General features: G+C 65.0%; 13 protein-coding genes. 10 read left to right on the top strand and 3 right to left on the bottom strand.

Going from position 1 to position 16,099, the window contains the following annotated elements:
* Positions 1 to 152: 152 nt before the first annotated feature.
* The 7 genes from mtrA to secA all read left to right on the top strand — a co-directional run bounded on the left by mtrA (position 153) and on the right by secA (position 10,836).
* Positions 153 to 827 carry an MtrAB system response regulator MtrA gene (mtrA, locus tag ACLLJI_RS14555; protein WP_283560296.1) on the top strand — a complete coding sequence of 225 codons (675 nt, stop codon included), beginning with the start codon at positions 153 to 155 and terminating at the stop codon, positions 825 to 827.
* 22 nt (positions 828 to 849) lie between these two features.
* On the top strand, positions 850 to 2,847 hold the full coding sequence (gene mtrB, locus ACLLJI_RS14550) for an MtrAB system histidine kinase MtrB (RefSeq protein ID WP_434613562.1): 1,998 nt from the start codon (positions 850 to 852) through the stop codon (positions 2,845 to 2,847).
* The gene (locus tag ACLLJI_RS14545; protein WP_434613560.1) at positions 2,847 to 4,562 is read left to right on the top strand and encodes an LpqB family beta-propeller domain-containing protein; all 1,716 of its coding nucleotides are present in this window, start codon (positions 2,847 to 2,849) and stop codon (positions 4,560 to 4,562) included. Before mtrB ends, ACLLJI_RS14545 begins: the two co-directional genes overlap by 1 nt.
* A 207-nt stretch (positions 4,563 to 4,769) precedes the next feature.
* Entirely contained in the window at positions 4,770 to 5,705 is a 936-nt protein-coding gene (locus tag ACLLJI_RS14540; protein WP_434613557.1) for a ComF family protein, read from the top strand.
* Positions 5,706 to 5,840: 135 nt separating this feature from the next.
* A complete protein-coding gene (hpf, locus tag ACLLJI_RS14535; RefSeq protein ID WP_283560292.1) occupies positions 5,841 to 6,563 on the top strand; it encodes a ribosome hibernation-promoting factor, HPF/YfiA family in 723 nt (240 codons plus the stop codon).
* 14 nt (positions 6,564 to 6,577) lie between these two features.
* Complete coding sequence (locus tag ACLLJI_RS14530; protein WP_434613553.1) at positions 6,578 to 7,795, top strand: winged helix-turn-helix domain-containing protein; 1,218 nt, start codon at positions 6,578 to 6,580, stop codon at positions 7,793 to 7,795.
* Positions 7,796 to 8,025: 230 nt separating this feature from the next.
* Positions 8,026 to 10,836 (top strand): preprotein translocase subunit SecA, encoded by a 2,811-nt coding sequence (secA, locus tag ACLLJI_RS14525; RefSeq protein WP_434613550.1) that lies wholly within the window; start codon positions 8,026 to 8,028, stop codon positions 10,834 to 10,836.
* Between the two features lie 88 nt (positions 10,837 to 10,924).
* Here secA and ACLLJI_RS14520 read toward each other — a convergent pair whose 3' ends face one another.
* Both ACLLJI_RS14520 and ACLLJI_RS14515 read right to left on the bottom strand, forming a co-directional pair.
* Positions 10,925 to 11,596, bottom strand: coding sequence for an Rv3235 family protein (locus ACLLJI_RS14520; RefSeq protein WP_283560289.1), 672 nt, complete (start codon positions 11,594 to 11,596; stop codon positions 10,925 to 10,927).
* A 77-nt stretch (positions 11,597 to 11,673) separates the two neighbouring features.
* Entirely contained in the window at positions 11,674 to 12,507 is an 834-nt protein-coding gene (locus ACLLJI_RS14515) for a LysM peptidoglycan-binding domain-containing protein (RefSeq protein ID WP_434613546.1), read from the bottom strand.
* A gap of 229 nt (positions 12,508 to 12,736) precedes the next feature.
* On the opposite strand from ACLLJI_RS14515, the gene ACLLJI_RS14510 reads away from it, so the two are divergent.
* The gene (locus tag ACLLJI_RS14510; RefSeq protein WP_434613543.1) at positions 12,737 to 13,261 is read left to right on the top strand and encodes a hypothetical protein; all 525 of its coding nucleotides are present in this window, start codon (positions 12,737 to 12,739) and stop codon (positions 13,259 to 13,261) included.
* Between the two features lie 187 nt (positions 13,262 to 13,448).
* Here ACLLJI_RS14510 and ACLLJI_RS14505 read toward each other — a convergent pair whose 3' ends face one another.
* Positions 13,449 to 13,697, bottom strand: coding sequence for a helix-turn-helix domain-containing protein (locus tag ACLLJI_RS14505; protein WP_434613540.1), 249 nt, complete (start codon positions 13,695 to 13,697; stop codon positions 13,449 to 13,451).
* Between the two features lie 342 nt (positions 13,698 to 14,039).
* On the opposite strand from ACLLJI_RS14505, the gene ACLLJI_RS14500 reads away from it, so the two are divergent.
* Both ACLLJI_RS14500 and ACLLJI_RS14495 read left to right on the top strand, forming a co-directional pair.
* Positions 14,040 to 14,492: a hypothetical protein gene (locus ACLLJI_RS14500; RefSeq protein WP_434613537.1), complete on the top strand. Its 453-nt coding sequence runs from the start codon at positions 14,040 to 14,042 to the stop codon at positions 14,490 to 14,492.
* A 188-nt stretch (positions 14,493 to 14,680) separates the two neighbouring features.
* Positions 14,681 to 16,048, top strand: a complete 1,368-nt coding sequence (locus ACLLJI_RS14495) for an AAA family ATPase (RefSeq protein ID WP_434613534.1) — start codon at positions 14,681 to 14,683, stop codon at positions 16,046 to 16,048.
* Positions 16,049 to 16,099 lie beyond the last annotated feature (51 nt).

Genomic DNA, 16,099 nt, shown 5'->3' with positions numbered 1-16,099 from the left:
ACCGGCCGGTTTTCGTTGGGACTGTTTCGCCACCGAGGAATCTCACGGCGTGACCAGCGGTAGTTAGTGATCTCGCGCCACGGGGGAAGGTGCGGGCGACCTCGGACGGGGGCAAACAAGACATTGGTGAAGGGATAGGCGAACATATAACTATGAAGGCACGCATTCTGGTAGTTGATGATGACGAAGCACTGGCGGAGATGATTGGCATTGTGCTGCGCAATGACGGGTTTGAACCGTTCTTTTGTGCCGACGGAGCGCAGGCACTGGCCGCATTCCGTTCGGCCAAACCAGATCTGGTCCTGCTGGATCTGATGCTTCCGGGCGTCGACGGGATCGAGGTATGCCGTCAGATACGGGCCGAATCCGATGTGCCCATCGTGATGCTGACGGCTAAGGCCGACACGTCCGACGTCGTCCGCGGTCTCGAATCCGGTGCCGACGATTACGTGCCGAAGCCTTTCAAACCGGCGGAACTGGTGGCTCGGGTGCGGGCACGGCTGCGTCCGGGCGATCAGAAGGCACCGGAGACGCTGGCGATCGCGGATGTGACGATCGATGTCGCCGGACATGTGGTGCGACGGGCGGGGCAAAAGATTTCCCTGACCCCGCTGGAATTTGATCTGCTGGTGGCGTTGGCCCGCAAACCGTGGCAGGTATTTACCCGCGAGCTGCTGCTGGAACAAGTCTGGGGATACCGACATGCGGCCGATACCCGGCTGGTGAATGTCCATGTCCAGCGGCTCCGTTCGAAGATTGAGCAGGATCCCGAGGCCCCCGAAGTTGTGCTGACGGTCCGCGGCGTGGGCTACAAGGCCGGGCAATAGAGCGGCGATCCGGCAGGCGCGGATGACTAACGTTCAAAACCACAGGGCGCACGACGAGGCCGTGCCCGGCGCACCCGTCGGCGGTATCCTCCGTGGCACTGCTGCCGACGGCCGCGACGCTGTGCGCGGGGACCGGAATGCTGTGCCGGGCGGCCGGAATGCTGTGCCGGGCGGCCGGGAGGCTGTGCCCGATCCGGACATATCCGGCCCGGGCAGCGCCCCCGGAACCGGCGCCGTCGCGCCCGACGGTCCCGGCGCCGTCGTCCGCACGCTGGCCGTCGTTCGCCGCATCCCGGGGTGGCTGCGGCTGGCGTGGACCGCGGTGCTGCCCGTGCTGCGGCCGGTCGGGAGATGGCTGGATCGGCGGCGGCTCTCGGTCCGCCGCCGCTGGCGCACCTCATTGCAGTTCCGCACCGTACTGGTGACCCTGCTGATCGCATTTATCGCGTTGGTCGGTGTGGGTGCCTACCTGTCCAGCCAGATTGCCAACGGTCTCTTTCAGGAGCGGCTGCAGCAGGCCAAACAGGAATCTTCCCGGGGCATTACGCAGGTCCAGGAAAGCTTTGACAATGCGCAGCTCAGTGACGTGCCAGCCGCATCCACCTATGTCAGGGACACCTTGAAACTGCTGGAAGTTGGCGGCGCGGACGACACCCGGAAGTACCTGATGGTGCTGGTGCCAGGGCAAAGCAATTCACTGTTCGTTGCCACCGTGAGCTCCGGCGGGATCACGCCCGCCATTATTCCGGACGGGCTGCGCAAGGCGGTTCAGGAAAATTCCGGTCAGTATTGGCAGTCAATGTCTCTGAGCGCCGGAAGCAGCGAGGAGCATCCGGCCGTGGCGATCGGCAGTAATGTCAATCTGCTCGGGACCAACTACGAGCTGTATCTGATCTACGACCTCAACAACGCCCAGTCCACGTTGAACTATATTCAGTCCGTGTTGTGGCTGGGTGGGGGCATCCTGTTGCTGTTGATCGGTGGCATTGCCCTGTACGTAACGCGCAACGTTGTCCTCCCGATCAGTCAGGCCGCGGCGGTCTCGGAAAAACTCGCGGCCGGCGAACTGCAGGAGCGCATGGTGGTCAAGGGTGAGGACGAAGTGGCGCGCCTGGCCACCTCATTTAACCGCATGGCCAACTCGTTGCAGGAACAGATCACGCAGTTGGCCATGCTTTCGCACATGCAGCAGCGTTTTGTCTCTGATGTGTCGCATGAACTCCGAACTCCGCTGACCACGGTGCGGATGGCCGCGGAGGTACTCTTCGACGCCCGGGCAGCCTTTGACCCCGTGAACAAACGCTCCGCCGAGCTGCTGCACCACCAGGTTGAGCGCTTCCAGGCGCTGCTGTCGGATCTGCTGGAAATTTCCCGCTTCGATGCCGGGGCCGCCGTGTTGGACGCGGAGCCCGGCGACATCTACGCGGTGATCCACAACGTCCTCGAGGGAGCCCAACCGTTGGCGGAGCAATGCGGTTCCACCCTCACCGTTATCGACAGTACCGAGGAGTACGGCAGCGTGGTGGACATGGACCCCCGACGGATTGACAGGATCCTGCGGAATCTGGTGGTCAATGCCCTCGAACACGGGGACGGGCTGGCCGTGGAACTCTATCTGGCCTCGGACGCGGACACCATCGCCGTTGCCGTCCGCGATCACGGCATCGGCATGTCCGCCAGCGACGTGGCACGCGTTTTTGACCGTTTCTGGCGCGCCGATCCGGCCCGCGCGCGCACCACCGGGGGCAGCGGACTGGGCTTGTCCATAGCCACGGAGGACACCCGACTGCACGGTGGCTGGCTGGAGGCCTGGGGTAAGCCGGCGGCCGGTTCGTGTTTCCGGCTGACCCTGCCGCGCCGCAGCGGAGTCGTGCTGGATCGTTCTCCGGTGGGCCTTCCGCCCGGGGGCGACGACGACGCTACGGGTAACCTGCACCTCACCGGGCCGGCCGTGACGGCCGCGCAGTCCGAGTCGACGGTAACGGGGGCCATTTCGGTCCAGGGCAAGGCGGTTTTGTGATGAGAATCCGGTCCCTGCTGCGTCTTCTGGCTGCCGTCGTCGCGGTTCTGCTGTGCGCGGCCGGCTGCGCCGTTATTCCCAGCAGCGGTGCCGTAGGCAAGAGCGATCCGGTGGCCGGACGGAGTAATCCGATCAACATCGACTTCCGGCAGAACGCCCCTGTTCAGGGGGCAAGCCCCACGAGCATCATTGAAGGCTTTATTGCGGCCGGAACCGGCGTCACGGACGACTTTCAGGTGGCACGGCAATACCTGGCACACAAAATTTCCGGCACGTGGCGGGCGGACGCGCGCACGCTGGTGTACAAGGAGACCTTCAAGGTCGTCAGCACGGGGACGGATTCGGACTTCAAAATTGATTTTTCGACCGAGTCCATGGTGGACGCGAACGGAATTCTCACACCCGCGGAGGCGGGTGCTGTGGAAACCGTGAAGTTCGGTTTGGTCAAGGAGGACGGTGAGTGGCGCATCAGCAGCGTGCCGGACGGCATCATGCTGCAGTCAGCCAACTTTGCCACACTGTACAGCCCCTATTCGCTGTACTTCTATGACCCGTCGTTTGCCTATGCCGTGCCGGACATCCGCTGGCTGGCCGGTAAGGCCACCACCCGGGCAACGTCGATCGTGCGGGCCATGCTCAATGGCCCCGCGCCGTATCTCAAGGGCGCCGTTGCCAGCGCCTTCCCGGACGGCATCAGGCTGGTGCGGGACTCGGTCCCGATCAACAATGGAGTGGCCCAACTGGATCTGACTGCGCAGCCGCTGCTGGACGCCACCGTGAAGGCCCGCCAGCAGATGCAGGCGCAGCTGCTGCTGACCCTGCAGCGCAACCTCAACACGGTCACCTCGGTCACGCTCCGCGCGGATACCCGCGAAATTGACCTGGGGCCGCAGGAGTCGGGGCAGCCTGCTTTGGTGGTCAACCACCAGGTGCCGCACACCCAGGTCGGCATTTCCAAGGGCGAGCTGGTGCACTTCGACAACGGGCAGACGACGGCGATAGTCGGGCTGGCGTCGATGGCCAAGTACGGCCCGTCCCACCCGGCACAGTCCTATACCAAGCCGCAGTATGCCTTCCTCAATGCCGATCATAGTCAACTCTTCAGTGTGGTGCCCGGACAACTGGAGGAGGCCGGCGCCACCGGGCCTAACCTCACGGCGCCGTCGTTTTCGCCGCAGGACTGGGTCTGGACGGCAGCCGGTGACGGCGGTGGGCAGGTCATCGCGTTCCACCCGGACGGGAGCAAAGCGGGACAACCGGCTGCCGCAGTCGTGCTGTCAGTGCAGTGGCTGACAGGGCGGACGGTGACAAGCTTCCGGGTCTCCCGCGACGGCAGCCGCGCCCTGATCATTTCCGAGCAGAACGGTGTCAGCAGCGTCCAGATCACCGGCATCCTGCGCGCCGGCGACGTGCCCAAGGACCTCACACCGCCCATCACGGTGGTGAGTTCCGTGAATCCGAGCTTCGGTGCATGGGTCAGCGAGACCAGCATGGCAGTCATGCGGCCATCCGCGACGGGCCCCGTGGCGGTGGAAATTCTGGACCTGAAATCCGATCCGCAGCAGCTGGCGCCAATGGACGGTATGCGCTGGCTGAGTGCCGGCAACAGCTGGCTGGACCTGTACGCCCAAACGGATAAGGATATCTACGCGCGGCTGGGGAACGGTTGGGTGGTCCAGGCGAAGGACGTGACGGACGCGTCCTTCGCCGGCTGACCCAAGCTGATGCCGGAGCGTTGGCGGCCGGCGCATTCGTCCGCTGGGGCTGAAGCTGCCATCCCGCGGCGTGTTGTCCTGCACACGCCATCCCCGGTCTCTTGACATCCACATCCGCGTTTTGCCTCCCTCGCGGAACCGCAACCCCCGTAGACAATGGGCAGATGGACAGTGATAAGGGACAGCGGCACCGGGATGGCGGCACGAATGGACACTGAATTGAACGGATCGGCACGGCCCGACGGTGACGCACACGATGCTTCCGGACGGGGCAGGCCCACGGGATCTCCCGCGCCGACAGGATCCCATCGTGCCCGGGCGGGAGCGTGGTGGCTGCGGTTGGTGCTGTGGCTGACCGCCGCGGGCCAGGAGCTGGCCGCCCTGCTGCTGCCCGCGGACTGCGTCGTCTGCGGTGCCGAGGACAGCTCGCTGTGCCGGGACTGTGCGCGGACCATGCGCACAGCGACGAACCGGCCCTTCCGCTCGGAAGAGAGCGCGCCGGCACTGATGGATGTGGACGGCACGGTGCTGCTGCCGTCGGTGGCGGCCGGCAGCTACCGTGACGAGCTTGCCCAGGTGCTGCTGGCCTTCAAAAACCACGGACGGACCGATCTGGCCGCCAGGCTGGCCGGCCCGCTTGCTGGGGCCTTGTCTGCGGCGGTGGGCGACTGGCCGTTGACCGCTGACCGGCCCGTGCTCGTGGTGCCGGTGCCGACCAGCGGCAAGGGATTCCGCAAGCGAGGCTACGACCCGGTGTGGCTGCTGCTGCTCACCCTGCGCCGGCGTTCGGCCTTTCCACCGGGAACAACGACATGCCGGGCCTTGAAGCTGAGGTTCCGGCCGCCTTGGCGGCAGCTGAGCCAGAAGGGCTTGGGTCGCTCGGCGCGCCGGGCGAACGTGCGCAATTCCATGTATGTCCGCGGCAGGCCTGGATCGGCTCGCGCCCGGGCGTTGGAGGGCCGCCGGGTGCTGATCGTTGACGATGTGCTGACCACTGGTGCCACCGTCGCGGAGGCCGCACGCGCGCTGCGGTCCGCCGGGGCCGTAGTCGGCGGATCCGTGGTGCTGGCGGCAGCCGGAGGTCCGACCCGCGATGGCTCCGCACAGCTCACAGCCACTTCAAGGAAAGAAATGCGTGGCTAAAAGACGAATATCGGGGATACGTGGACTAGCGTGGTTAAACGGGTACCTCATAGAGGTTGACCACCCGTCGGCGGTCAAGCAATGGCTGGACGACATTGCGGGCCGTCGTGTCACCGAAGTCATTTGGAGGGCACCATGGAGTTCTTGATCAGCGGCCGTAACGTCACCGTTTCGGACCGCTTCCGCGAATACGCCGGCGAAAAAATGTCGAAGATTGAACAGCTCGGAGACAAGGTCCAGCGCATCGATGCAAAGGTTTCGAAGCAGACGAACGCACGTGCCGCGGATGCCCAGCTCACAGTCGAACTAACGGTTCAGGGCCGCGGCCCGGTGATCCGCGCCGAGGCATCCGCCGGGGATAAATTTGCGGCTTTTGACACGGCCTACAACAAGCTACTGGAAAGACTCCGCCGCGCAAGGGACCGCAAGAAGGTCCACCACGGCAGGCATGCTCCGATTGGAGTCAACACGGCTACGGCTGCGCTCCCCACCGTGAGCGCATCGGAACCCATCTACGCCCAGTCAGCCACTGCCACGACGGACGGTGCTGCGGAAGAACGTTCCCGCTTCGATATTGAAAATGACATTCCGGCCGGTGATTCTCCTGTGCTGATCCGGCGGAAGGTCTTCCCGACGGCGTCTGTTTCGCTCGATGACGCGGTGGACAATATGGAACTGGTGGGACACGACTTCTATCTCTTCATCGACTCGGCAACCGGGTCGCCGTCCGTGGTGTATCGCCGGGAGGGTTGGACGTATGGTGTGATTTCATTGGATTCGGACCGCGCCGGCATTGAGTCTGCTCCGGCCGACGAAATCATCGCCTACCGCTCGCCGGATAAGGCGGCTATCGCATAGACCAGGAGGGTTCCGTGGCGGCCGATCTGAGTCTTTCACAGGCCCGTCGGATCGCATTGGGAGCCCAAGGACTGGCAAAGGAACGGCCCGCCGGCCCCGTCAACGCACGGGCGGTGGGCCGGACCTTTGGCCGGCTGCAGCTGGTTCAGATTGACTCGGTCAACGTGCTCTCCCGCAGCCATTACCTGCCATTCTTTTCCCGGCTGGGCAATTACGACCGGGACCTTCTGGACCGGATCTCCGGAGCCCGGCCGCGCACCATGATGGAGTACTGGGCGCATGAAGCCAGCTTCATCCGGCCGGAACATTTCCGGGACCTGCGGCTGTGGCAAAAGCGGCAATGGGTGGGCGCCCGGGCACTGGAGCCGGAACTTCGCAGTTCGCTGGAAGCCAGGATTCTTTCCGTGCTGGACGAAGGGATTCCAATGACGGCCCGGGAAATCACCGGGGCCATTGACCACCGGCAGGCAAAGGTCACTGATAACTGGGGTTGGAACTGGAACGCGGCCAAACGAGTGCTGGAGGATCTTTTCGAACAAGGAACGGTCGGCACCGCGGCGCGCACGGCCCAGTTTGAGCGGCGGTACACGCCGATCGGTTCCGTGCTGCCGCCGCCGCTCCTTGCCCAGACGTGCACACCCACCGATCCGGACGCGTCCCTGCGCCGTCTCGTCGAGGCTGCGGCGGCGGCGCACGGTATCGGCACCGTCAAATGTTTCGCTGACTATTTCCGGCTGCCGGCCAAACCGGCCGCTCAGGCAGTTGCGGAGCTGGCAGAGGAGGGCATCCTGCAGCCGGTCAGCGTGCGCGGCTGGGACGGACCGGTCTACCGGCATGTGCAGGCAACGCTGCCGCGGCGCGCTGCGGGCCGGGCCCTGTTGAGTCCGTTTGATTCGCTGGTTTTTGAACGTCGCCGGCTTCAGGAGCTCTTCGGGTTCCACTATCGGATCGAGATTTACACCCCGGCGGCGAAGCGGCGCTACGGCTACTACGTGCTTCCGTTTCTGCTCGGTGAGCGATTGGTGGCGCGGGTGGACCTCAAGGCCGACAGACTCCGCGCAGTGTTGCTGGTCCGCAGCGCCTTTGCCGAACCCGGGAGTCCACCGGAAACCGCCTCCGAGCTCGCTGCGGAACTGCAGCTGATGGCCGCTTGGCTCTCGCTGACTGACGTCGTCGTCGAACCCGTCGGCACGCTGGCCGCGGAACTGGCGGCCGCCGTCCGCGCCGGCTGACCGTCGCTCCAGCGCCCCCGCGCGCCGTCGCACCCCCCACCCGCGCCCGCCCGTTCATCGATGTCGCATTTCACGCCCATGTCAGTCATCGGCATCGGCGCGAAATGCATCATCGATGTCAATTTATGCAGCCGGCAGCGGATCCGGGGAACCGGGGCGGCGCGCCGTTCGTCTGTTCACGTAGACTGAAAAGGCCAGTTTTAGGCAGCCATAGATTGGGAGCTACACCCGTGCCATCACTTCTCGAGCGAGTCCTCCGTACCGGTGACCGCAAGACACTGAAGCGCCTTCATGTCTACGCGGACGCCATCGAGAGGCTGGAGGAGCCGTTCCAAACCTTCACTGACGCCGAGCTCCGCGAGGAAACGGACAAGCTGAAGGCGCGCCATGCCGACGGCGAGCTGCTGGATGAGCTGCTGCCAGAGGCCTTCGCGGCGGTCCGCGAGGCGTCGTCGCGCACCCTTGGCCTGCGACACTTCCGCGTCCAGCTGATGGGTGGTGCGGCCCTGCATCTGGGCAACATTGCCGAGATGAAGACCGGTGAAGGTAAGACGCTGGTCGCCACGGCTCCGGCGTATCTCAATGCTCTGGGCGGCAACGGCGTCCATGTGGTCACGGTCAACGACTACCTCGCCGAGTACCAGTCCGATTTGATGGGCCGCGTGTACCGGTTCCTGGGGCTGACCAGCGGCTGCATTCTCTCCAATCAGGATCCAGCCGTGCGCCGCCAGCAGTATGAGGCGGACATCACCTACGGAACCAACAACGAGTTCGGCTTTGATTACCTTCGCGACAATATGGCCTGGGCCTCCGATGAACTGGTCCAGCGCGGCCATCACTACGCGATTGTTGACGAGGTGGACTCCATCCTGATCGATGAGGCCCGCACCCCGCTGATTATTTCCGGTCCCGCCTCGGGGGATGCGAACCGTTGGTACGGCGAATTCGCCAAGATGGTGCTGCGCCTGAACGGCGAGGACGACTACGAGGTGGACGAGAAGAAGCGCACAGTGGGTGTCTTGGAGCCCGGCATCGAGAAGGTCGAGGATTACCTCGGCGTCAGCAACCTGTACGAATCCGCTAATACGCCGCTGATCGGTTTCCTGAACAACGCCATCAAGGCCAAGGAACTGTTCAAGCGCGACAAGGACTACGTCATTTTGGACGGCGAGGTCCTGATCGTGGACGAACACACCGGCCGTATTCTGGCGGGTCGGCGCTATAACGAGGGCATGCACCAGGCCATCGAGGCCAAAGAAGGCGTGGAAATCAAGGCGGAGAACCAGACGCTTGCCACGGTGACGCTGCAGAATTATTTCCGGCTGTATGAAAAGCTTTCCGGTATGACCGGTACCGCCGAGACCGAGGCCGCCGAGTTCATGGGCACGTACAACCTCGGCGTCGTGCCCATCCCGACCAACATGCCGATGCGCCGCACCGATCAGCCGGACTTGGTGTACAAGAACGAAGTGGTGAAGTTCGAGGCAGTCGTCGAGGACATCGCCAAGCGCCACGCCAGCGGGCAGCCGGTTTTGGTTGGTACGACCAGCGTGGAGAAGAGTGAATACCTCTCCAAGCAGCTGGCCACGCGCGGCATCAAGCATGAGGTCCTGAACGCGAAGAACCATGCCCGCGAAGCCGCCATCGTGGCCCAGGCCGGGCGCAAGGGATCCGTCACCGTGGCCACCAACATGGCTGGCCGGGGTACCGACATCATGCTCGGCGGGAACGCGGAGTTCAATGCTGTTGCAGCCTTGGCGGCCCGCGGATTAGACCCGGAGGAGACGCCGGAGGACTACGAGGCGGCCTGGGCCGAAGCCTTCGAGGATGCCAAGAATGCCGTGTCGTCCGAGCATGACGACGTCGTGGAGGCCGGCGGTTTGTACGTGCTGGGTACGGAACGTCACGAGTCACGCCGCATCGATAACCAGCTGCGCGGCCGTTCCGGGCGCCAGGGCGATCCGGGCGAGTCCCGCTTTTACCTTTCGCTCACTGACGACCTGATGCGCCTGTTTAACTCGGGAGCAGCGGAACGTCTGATGTCCCGGTCTGTCATGCCCGACGATGTCGCACTGGAATCCAGGTTGGTGTCCAAGGCGATCGCCTCCGCCCAGGGCCAGGTGGAGGGCCGCAACGCCGAGCAGCGCAAGAACGTCTTGAAGTACGACGACGTCCTGAACCGACAGCGCGAGGCCATCTACGGGGACCGACGTCGAATTCTGGAAGGCGATGATCTGCATGAAAAGGTGCAGTTCTTCCTGGAGGACACCGTCACCGAATCCATCGACGCTGCGACGGCGGAAGGCCACAGCGGCGACTGGGATTTCCCGGCGCTGCTGGGTGGCCTGAAAACCCTGTACCCCGTCTCCGTGACCGCGGACGAGCTGGAAGAAGAGGCCGGCGGTGAAGGCCGGATCACGCCCGAACTGCTCAAAACCGAGCTGCTATCGGACGCGAAGCTGGCGTACCAGGACCGCGAGGAAAAGCTGGGCTCCGAGACGATGCGTGAGTTGGAGCGCCGGGTGGTGCTTTCAGTGGTCGGACGCAAATGGCAGGAACACCTCTACGAGATGGACTATCTCAAGGAGGGCATCGGGCTGCGCGCCATGGCCCAGCGTGATCCGCTGGTGGAGTATCAGCGTGAGGGTTTCACCATGTTCCAGGCCATGATGGGTGCGATAAGGGAAGAAAGCGTCGGGCTGCTGTTCAATCTGGAGGTCCAGGTTGAAGAACCGGCAGCAGCCCAGGTAGGAGTGATGGCCGATCAGCCGGAGTCCCTGCTCAGGCGGGTGTCGGATGCCTCCTCCGACGGTGAGAAGGCGCAGCCGGCGGAGGAGCACGCCGCCGTGAAGTTCAAGGCTCCGGGCCTGCAGGCTCCGGAGCAGCCGGCCCAGCTGCAGTTCACGGCTCCGGATGTATCCGGTGAAGCAGAGACGCACACTGAACGCCGCTCCAGCGGTAGCGGGTTGCCGCCGTCGGCGAAGAAGGCTGCCGCGACGAAGACCAATACTGCGAAGACCAAGAAAAAGAAGCGGCGGTAGCGGACGAGACCGGCCCTTTCGTGTCACTGGCGCGCCAAGTAGGGACCCTGGCGGTCCCGCCCTTAGTGGGACCGGGCCCGGACCTTGGTTAACCGATTTCCAGTGCGGTCACCTTCCAGACGCCGTTCCGTTCCTCCATGCGCATGGCCAGGGCGCGGACGTGCTGCTGTTCAGCGATGACCAGCGAAGCCTCATAGACCCCGGGTCTGACGGCACAGCAGTGCACCGACCTGACCGACGGGTTGCGGTGCAGTTGATGGACATTGCTGTGTCCGCCGCTGTGATCCAGATTCCGCTGTACCGACCGAGTCAGTTCTGCGCGGATTTGAAGGGCCTCGAAGCTGCGCGCGTCCAGCCAGCGCGCCAGCTGCTGGGGTGGCCTGCTGCCAGCCAGGACCTCGACGGCGGCCTGGCCGATCTTGGCCGTCATGGCCCGAACCAGGGCTGCTTCCGCCGCACGCGCCTGGGCAAGATCGTGTCGGAATTTGTCTGCTGGGGATTTCAGGGATGAGCCATCGCCGTCCGCAGAGCCTCCTGGCTCAACGGCCTCACGATCTGCCGATGTGAACACGCCCAAGGCCGGAACTGCCAGGACCTCTGCCGCGGTCGCCGCCTGTCCTGACGTTGTTCCCGCGCGGAGACCACGATGCCGCGGCGGCATCGGAATAACGGGAGCCAATTCCCCGGCCGGTTCCAGCACGGGCGCCGGACGGCTCCGGATCGGCGTGACAGCGCCATCAAGGGCTGCATGCGTGTTCATGGTTCTCTCCTTGCTTGGGTGCGCGTGGGTGAAAAGCGTCTCCGACCAGGTACTCCGGAAGCCTAAGGGACGACATGTCAGGGCTCCTGCAGAATCTGCCCCGGCAGGATAAGCCCTGGGTCGCTGCCGATGACGGCGCGGTTGATGCGGTACCAGAGCGGCCATTGACGGGCAATCTCCACGTCGGTGGCAAAAGGACCCAATTGCTTTGCGGCGAGAGTCCACAGGCTGTCGCCGGCCCTCACCACGACCATATTCGCGTCCTCGGAGCCTGCGTCATTGGCCGCTGGTGCGACCGGCTGCGCCGCGGCGTGACCGCCCGGTGATGCCGGGGTCTGTTCACCCCGTGATGACGGCATCTGGTCCGGCGGACGGCTGGGGACCGGCGCCAGCGGCCCGGGGAATACGACGGGTGCCTCCGGCTTCCAGAGCGGGCTCGGCGGTTCCGGAGCACCCGGTGTCACCGGGTCCACGGCCGTCCGCGCGGCGGGAAGGACCGGGGCGGCCGGGGCGGTGGTGGCCACGGCAGGATGCCACAGCGGATCAACGGGGGATTCAGCGCCGTGAGCCAAGGGCGCGCAGAGCAGATTGACCCCGAGGACGGCCAGAACCAGTCTGCGCATAAACGCCGGTGTCAGGCGCCCGGCAGCGCCGGCCAGCCGCCGTCGCCCGGTGCGGTGCAGAACGCAGGAAACAAGGGCCAGCAGTAGGGCAAAGAGCCACCAGAGGACGACGGCGGATCCAATCGCCGCCGACACGGCTCCGAGCGCGTCCTCAAACCCGGGAGTCCGTCCAGGACGGCCCTGCACGAGCCAGCGCTGGAGCAGCACGGTCCCGACATAGACCAGTGCGACTCCCAGCAGGAGTATGGTCCCGGCCATGGCCGCATCTTCCCGCAGTTGCTTTCGCACGATGCGCACTCCTTCCACCGTTAGCCCGCGCCGCCTTATTCTGAACCATTTTGATGCTCTTTGATAGATTTTGACTTCTTTGGATGGCTGTGTCCAGAGGTGAGGGGTGGCTGTGGGTAACTCCATCCCTGTGTTGACGCCCTGTGGACCGACTGTTGACCCGTCCGGCCGGCTCTCGTACGCTGGCGGCATGCGCTGGGACTCGCTTTTTCGCGATATGGAGGACCAATTGGATGCTGCGCAGCAATTGGAACGTGATGCGGGTGTCACGGAAATGGCGCGGATCGAGGACTCCGCAATCGGGCTGGCGGACAGGCTCCGGGGCGGCGTAGATGCCCCTCTGACGCTGCTGCTGAAGGGTAATCTGCAGCTCAGCGGTACGCTGGCCTGCACGGGACACGGGTGGCTGCTGATGTCCGACGGGAACCGTTCAGTGCTGGTGCCCCTGCACGCCGTGATTCGGATTTCGGGCCTGCCCGGGACCGCAGTCAAGCCGGTCGGCAAGGTCCGCCATTCGCTGGCATCGGTCCTGCGGACGCTTGCGCGCGACAGAGCGGCCGTTCATCTGTATCTGGAGGACTCGGAGCATGCCGGCCCGCTCTCCGGTGTCTTCGACCGGGTTGGTTCCGATTACGTGGAGCTTGCTGTGACCGCCGACGGCGAACCGCGGCGCCAGCGCAACGTGCTCACCAGCTATGCAATTCCTTTTGACGCTCTGATGGCCGTCAGCTCGCGGAACAACGGCCGCCCCTAGGCTGCATTTGGCAGACGCTGTCTTAGCCGACCGCGCCTTAGCCGACCGCGCCTTAGCCGACCGCGCCTTAGCCGACCGCGCCTTTGTCGACCGCGCCTTTGCCGACCGCGCCTTTGCCGGCGGCGTCTTGGCAGGCCGATTCTTAGCCGCCGGCGCCTTGGCAGGCGGAGCCGTTGGAGGCGGTCCCTCAGCTTCGGCGACGGCTGGATGACCCCACGTCAGGTGCTGGTGCAGGTTTCGATGCGGCCAACAGCTGCTCTGTCGCCGCGTAGCGCGCCTGGATGAATTCCTCAAACTTGGATTCCTCTACCCGCCACTGCCCCCGGCCGCCGATCTGGATGGCGGCGAGTTCGCCGCTGCGCACCAGGGCGTACGTGGCGGCCGCGGACAGCTGCAGTTGCTCCGCAACGTCCGAAAGGGTCAGAAAGCGTGGCATGCTTTCATCCTGCCACGTTTGCGCCCCTTTGATGCTGATGTCCACAACCCTCTCGGGGGCCCCGGATACCTTGGACGGTTTACCTCGGCCGGAAGTTTCGCCCGATGGTCCTGTCCAATGGATTTGCCCAAGGCTTGCTCAATGGTCCTGCATGACCGTTTTTGCCGACGGTTTCCGTCGGTGACCAATGCTGCGGTTTTGCACATTTTCCGCCCCGGGGCTTTCCTTCCGGGCCGCGAACCATTAGAACTAGGAACACAGGCAGGAAAATCATTCGGGTCGAACCAGGACCGCAAAGGCGCGGACCGGGGAAGCGCCACGGGAACCTTCGGGGGAGTGCAGATGAGCCTTGGCGTTTCCACCCCGGCGGCCCGCCTCAAAAAGCCCTCCTGGAAAGACCCACGGCTGCTGGTCGGCATTCTGCTTGTCCTGGCCTCGATAGCCTCGGTGGTGGCGCTCGTGGGCGGGGCCGACCAAACAACTGAGGTGTACGCGGCCAGGAACAACATTGGGCTGGGACAAAAAATCACTCCGGACGAATTGACCACCGTTCGGGTCCGGCTCGGGGACGCGGAGGGCATGTATGCAGTGGCCGCGGATCCCCTTCCGGCCGGACAAATGGCCGTCCGTCTGGTGCCGAGAGGTGAGCTGTTGGCCAAATCCAGCATGGGCACGGCCGACGCGCTGGGACGAAAACCGGCGGCCATCAGCGTCGAAGAGGCGCTCCCGAAGGAAGTGGCGGTCGGTTCACGGGTGGATGTGTGGATTTCTGTTCCGGACGGCAAAAACGGATAGGGTGAGCCGGCACTGCTGCTGCCCGGCGCGGAAATCTCCGAACTCACTCCGGGTTCATCGGCGCTGGGCGGGAACAAAACCACCCAACTGCATGTGCTGGTGACAACGGCCCAGATGCCCAAACTTCTCGGCGCCCAGGCGAACAAGGCGAAGATCGCCGTGGTCTGGAACCCCGCAGGCGGACAATAATGCAGATTCCTGTCGTGACGGTGGGTCAGACGACACAAGATCTGATCGGCGGCCTCGAGAAACTGCACGGCCAGGTCACGGTGGTGCGGCGTTGTGGTGAACTGACCGAACTGCTGGCTGCCTGTCAGAGCGGGCTGGCCCGGGCCGCCGTCGTCCTTGCCGGTTCGGAGGAACTGACGGCGACCCTCGTGGACCGGCTGGCGGCCGTCGGCGTCGCCGTCGTCGTACTGGCCGACGACGGCGGTGAAGTCAGCCGGCTGCGCGGCATCGGTGCTCTGGTCGCGGCGAGCACGACGGATCCCGCAACGCTGGCCGGGCAGATCCGTGAGGCGGTCGCCACGTCTGCGGGAACGCCCGGGCGGGGAACCAGCGGTGCCCAAGCGCACCCGGCGACGGCCACATCGCGGCTGGATCCTGCGGCCGGACGCGGAGAACCGCCGCCGGGGCATGACACCGGGGAAGCCGCGCCGCCTGACCCCACTGGGAACGGCGGCACGGAAGCGATTTCCGCAGCGCGGATCCTGGCCGTCTGGGGCCCGACCGGGGCACCCGGCCGGACCATGGTTGCCGTCAATATTGCCGCCGAGCTAGCGGCCTCGGGGCTGTCCGTCCTGCTGGTGGATGCGGACAGCTATGGACCGACCGTCAGTGCCAGTCTGGGGCTGCTGGACGAATCGGCGGGACTGGCGCAGGCCTGCCGGCTGGCCGATCAGGGGCTGTTGACCGCCGATGGGCTGCGCACCGTGGCGACCCCGGTCGTCTTCAGGGGCGGACATATCCGTGTGCTGACCGGGCTGACCCGGGCGGACAGATGGCCGGAACTGCGGGCCGCGGCGCTAGAGGGGGTGCTGGCGGTCTGCCGGGAACTTGCCGAGGTGACGGTGATCGACTGCGGGTTCTGTCTGGAGTCGGACGAGGAGCTCAGCTACGACACTCTGGCCCCGCGCCGCAATGCTGCCACGCTCGCGTCCCTGGCCGCGGCGGACAGCATTTACGCGGTCGGCGCCGCGGACGCCGTCGGGCTGCCGCGGTTGGTGCGCGGATTAGCCGAGCTCGCCGGGCTGACCTTCGCCGCGGACATTTCGGTGGTGCTCAACAAGGTCCGTACGTCGGCCGCGGGCAGGGGGCCCGAGCGTGCGCTGCAACTGGCCTGGGACCGGTTTGGGCCGCCACTGGGGATCGGCCACTTCCTGCCCTGGGATCCGGCCGCAACGGACAAAACCCTTAGTGCCGGGCAGCTGCTGCTGGAGGCGGCGCCGGATTCGGCCCTCCGGACGGCAGTGTCCCGGATAGTTTGTGCACCCGTCCAGCACAGGCGAAGATCCGCTGTCGGAAGGGCCACAGCACGGTTGGGGATTTCGCGCTAGGCTCGGAATCGGGCCGCAATGAGGCGGCCTTCAACAACTGTCACGGAGGCG

The organism is Arthrobacter sp. A5, from assembly GCF_051131705.1.
GTDB lineage: Bacteria > Actinomycetota > Actinomycetes > Actinomycetales > Micrococcaceae > Arthrobacter_M.
This window is presented reverse-complemented; position numbering and strand designations above follow the sequence as displayed.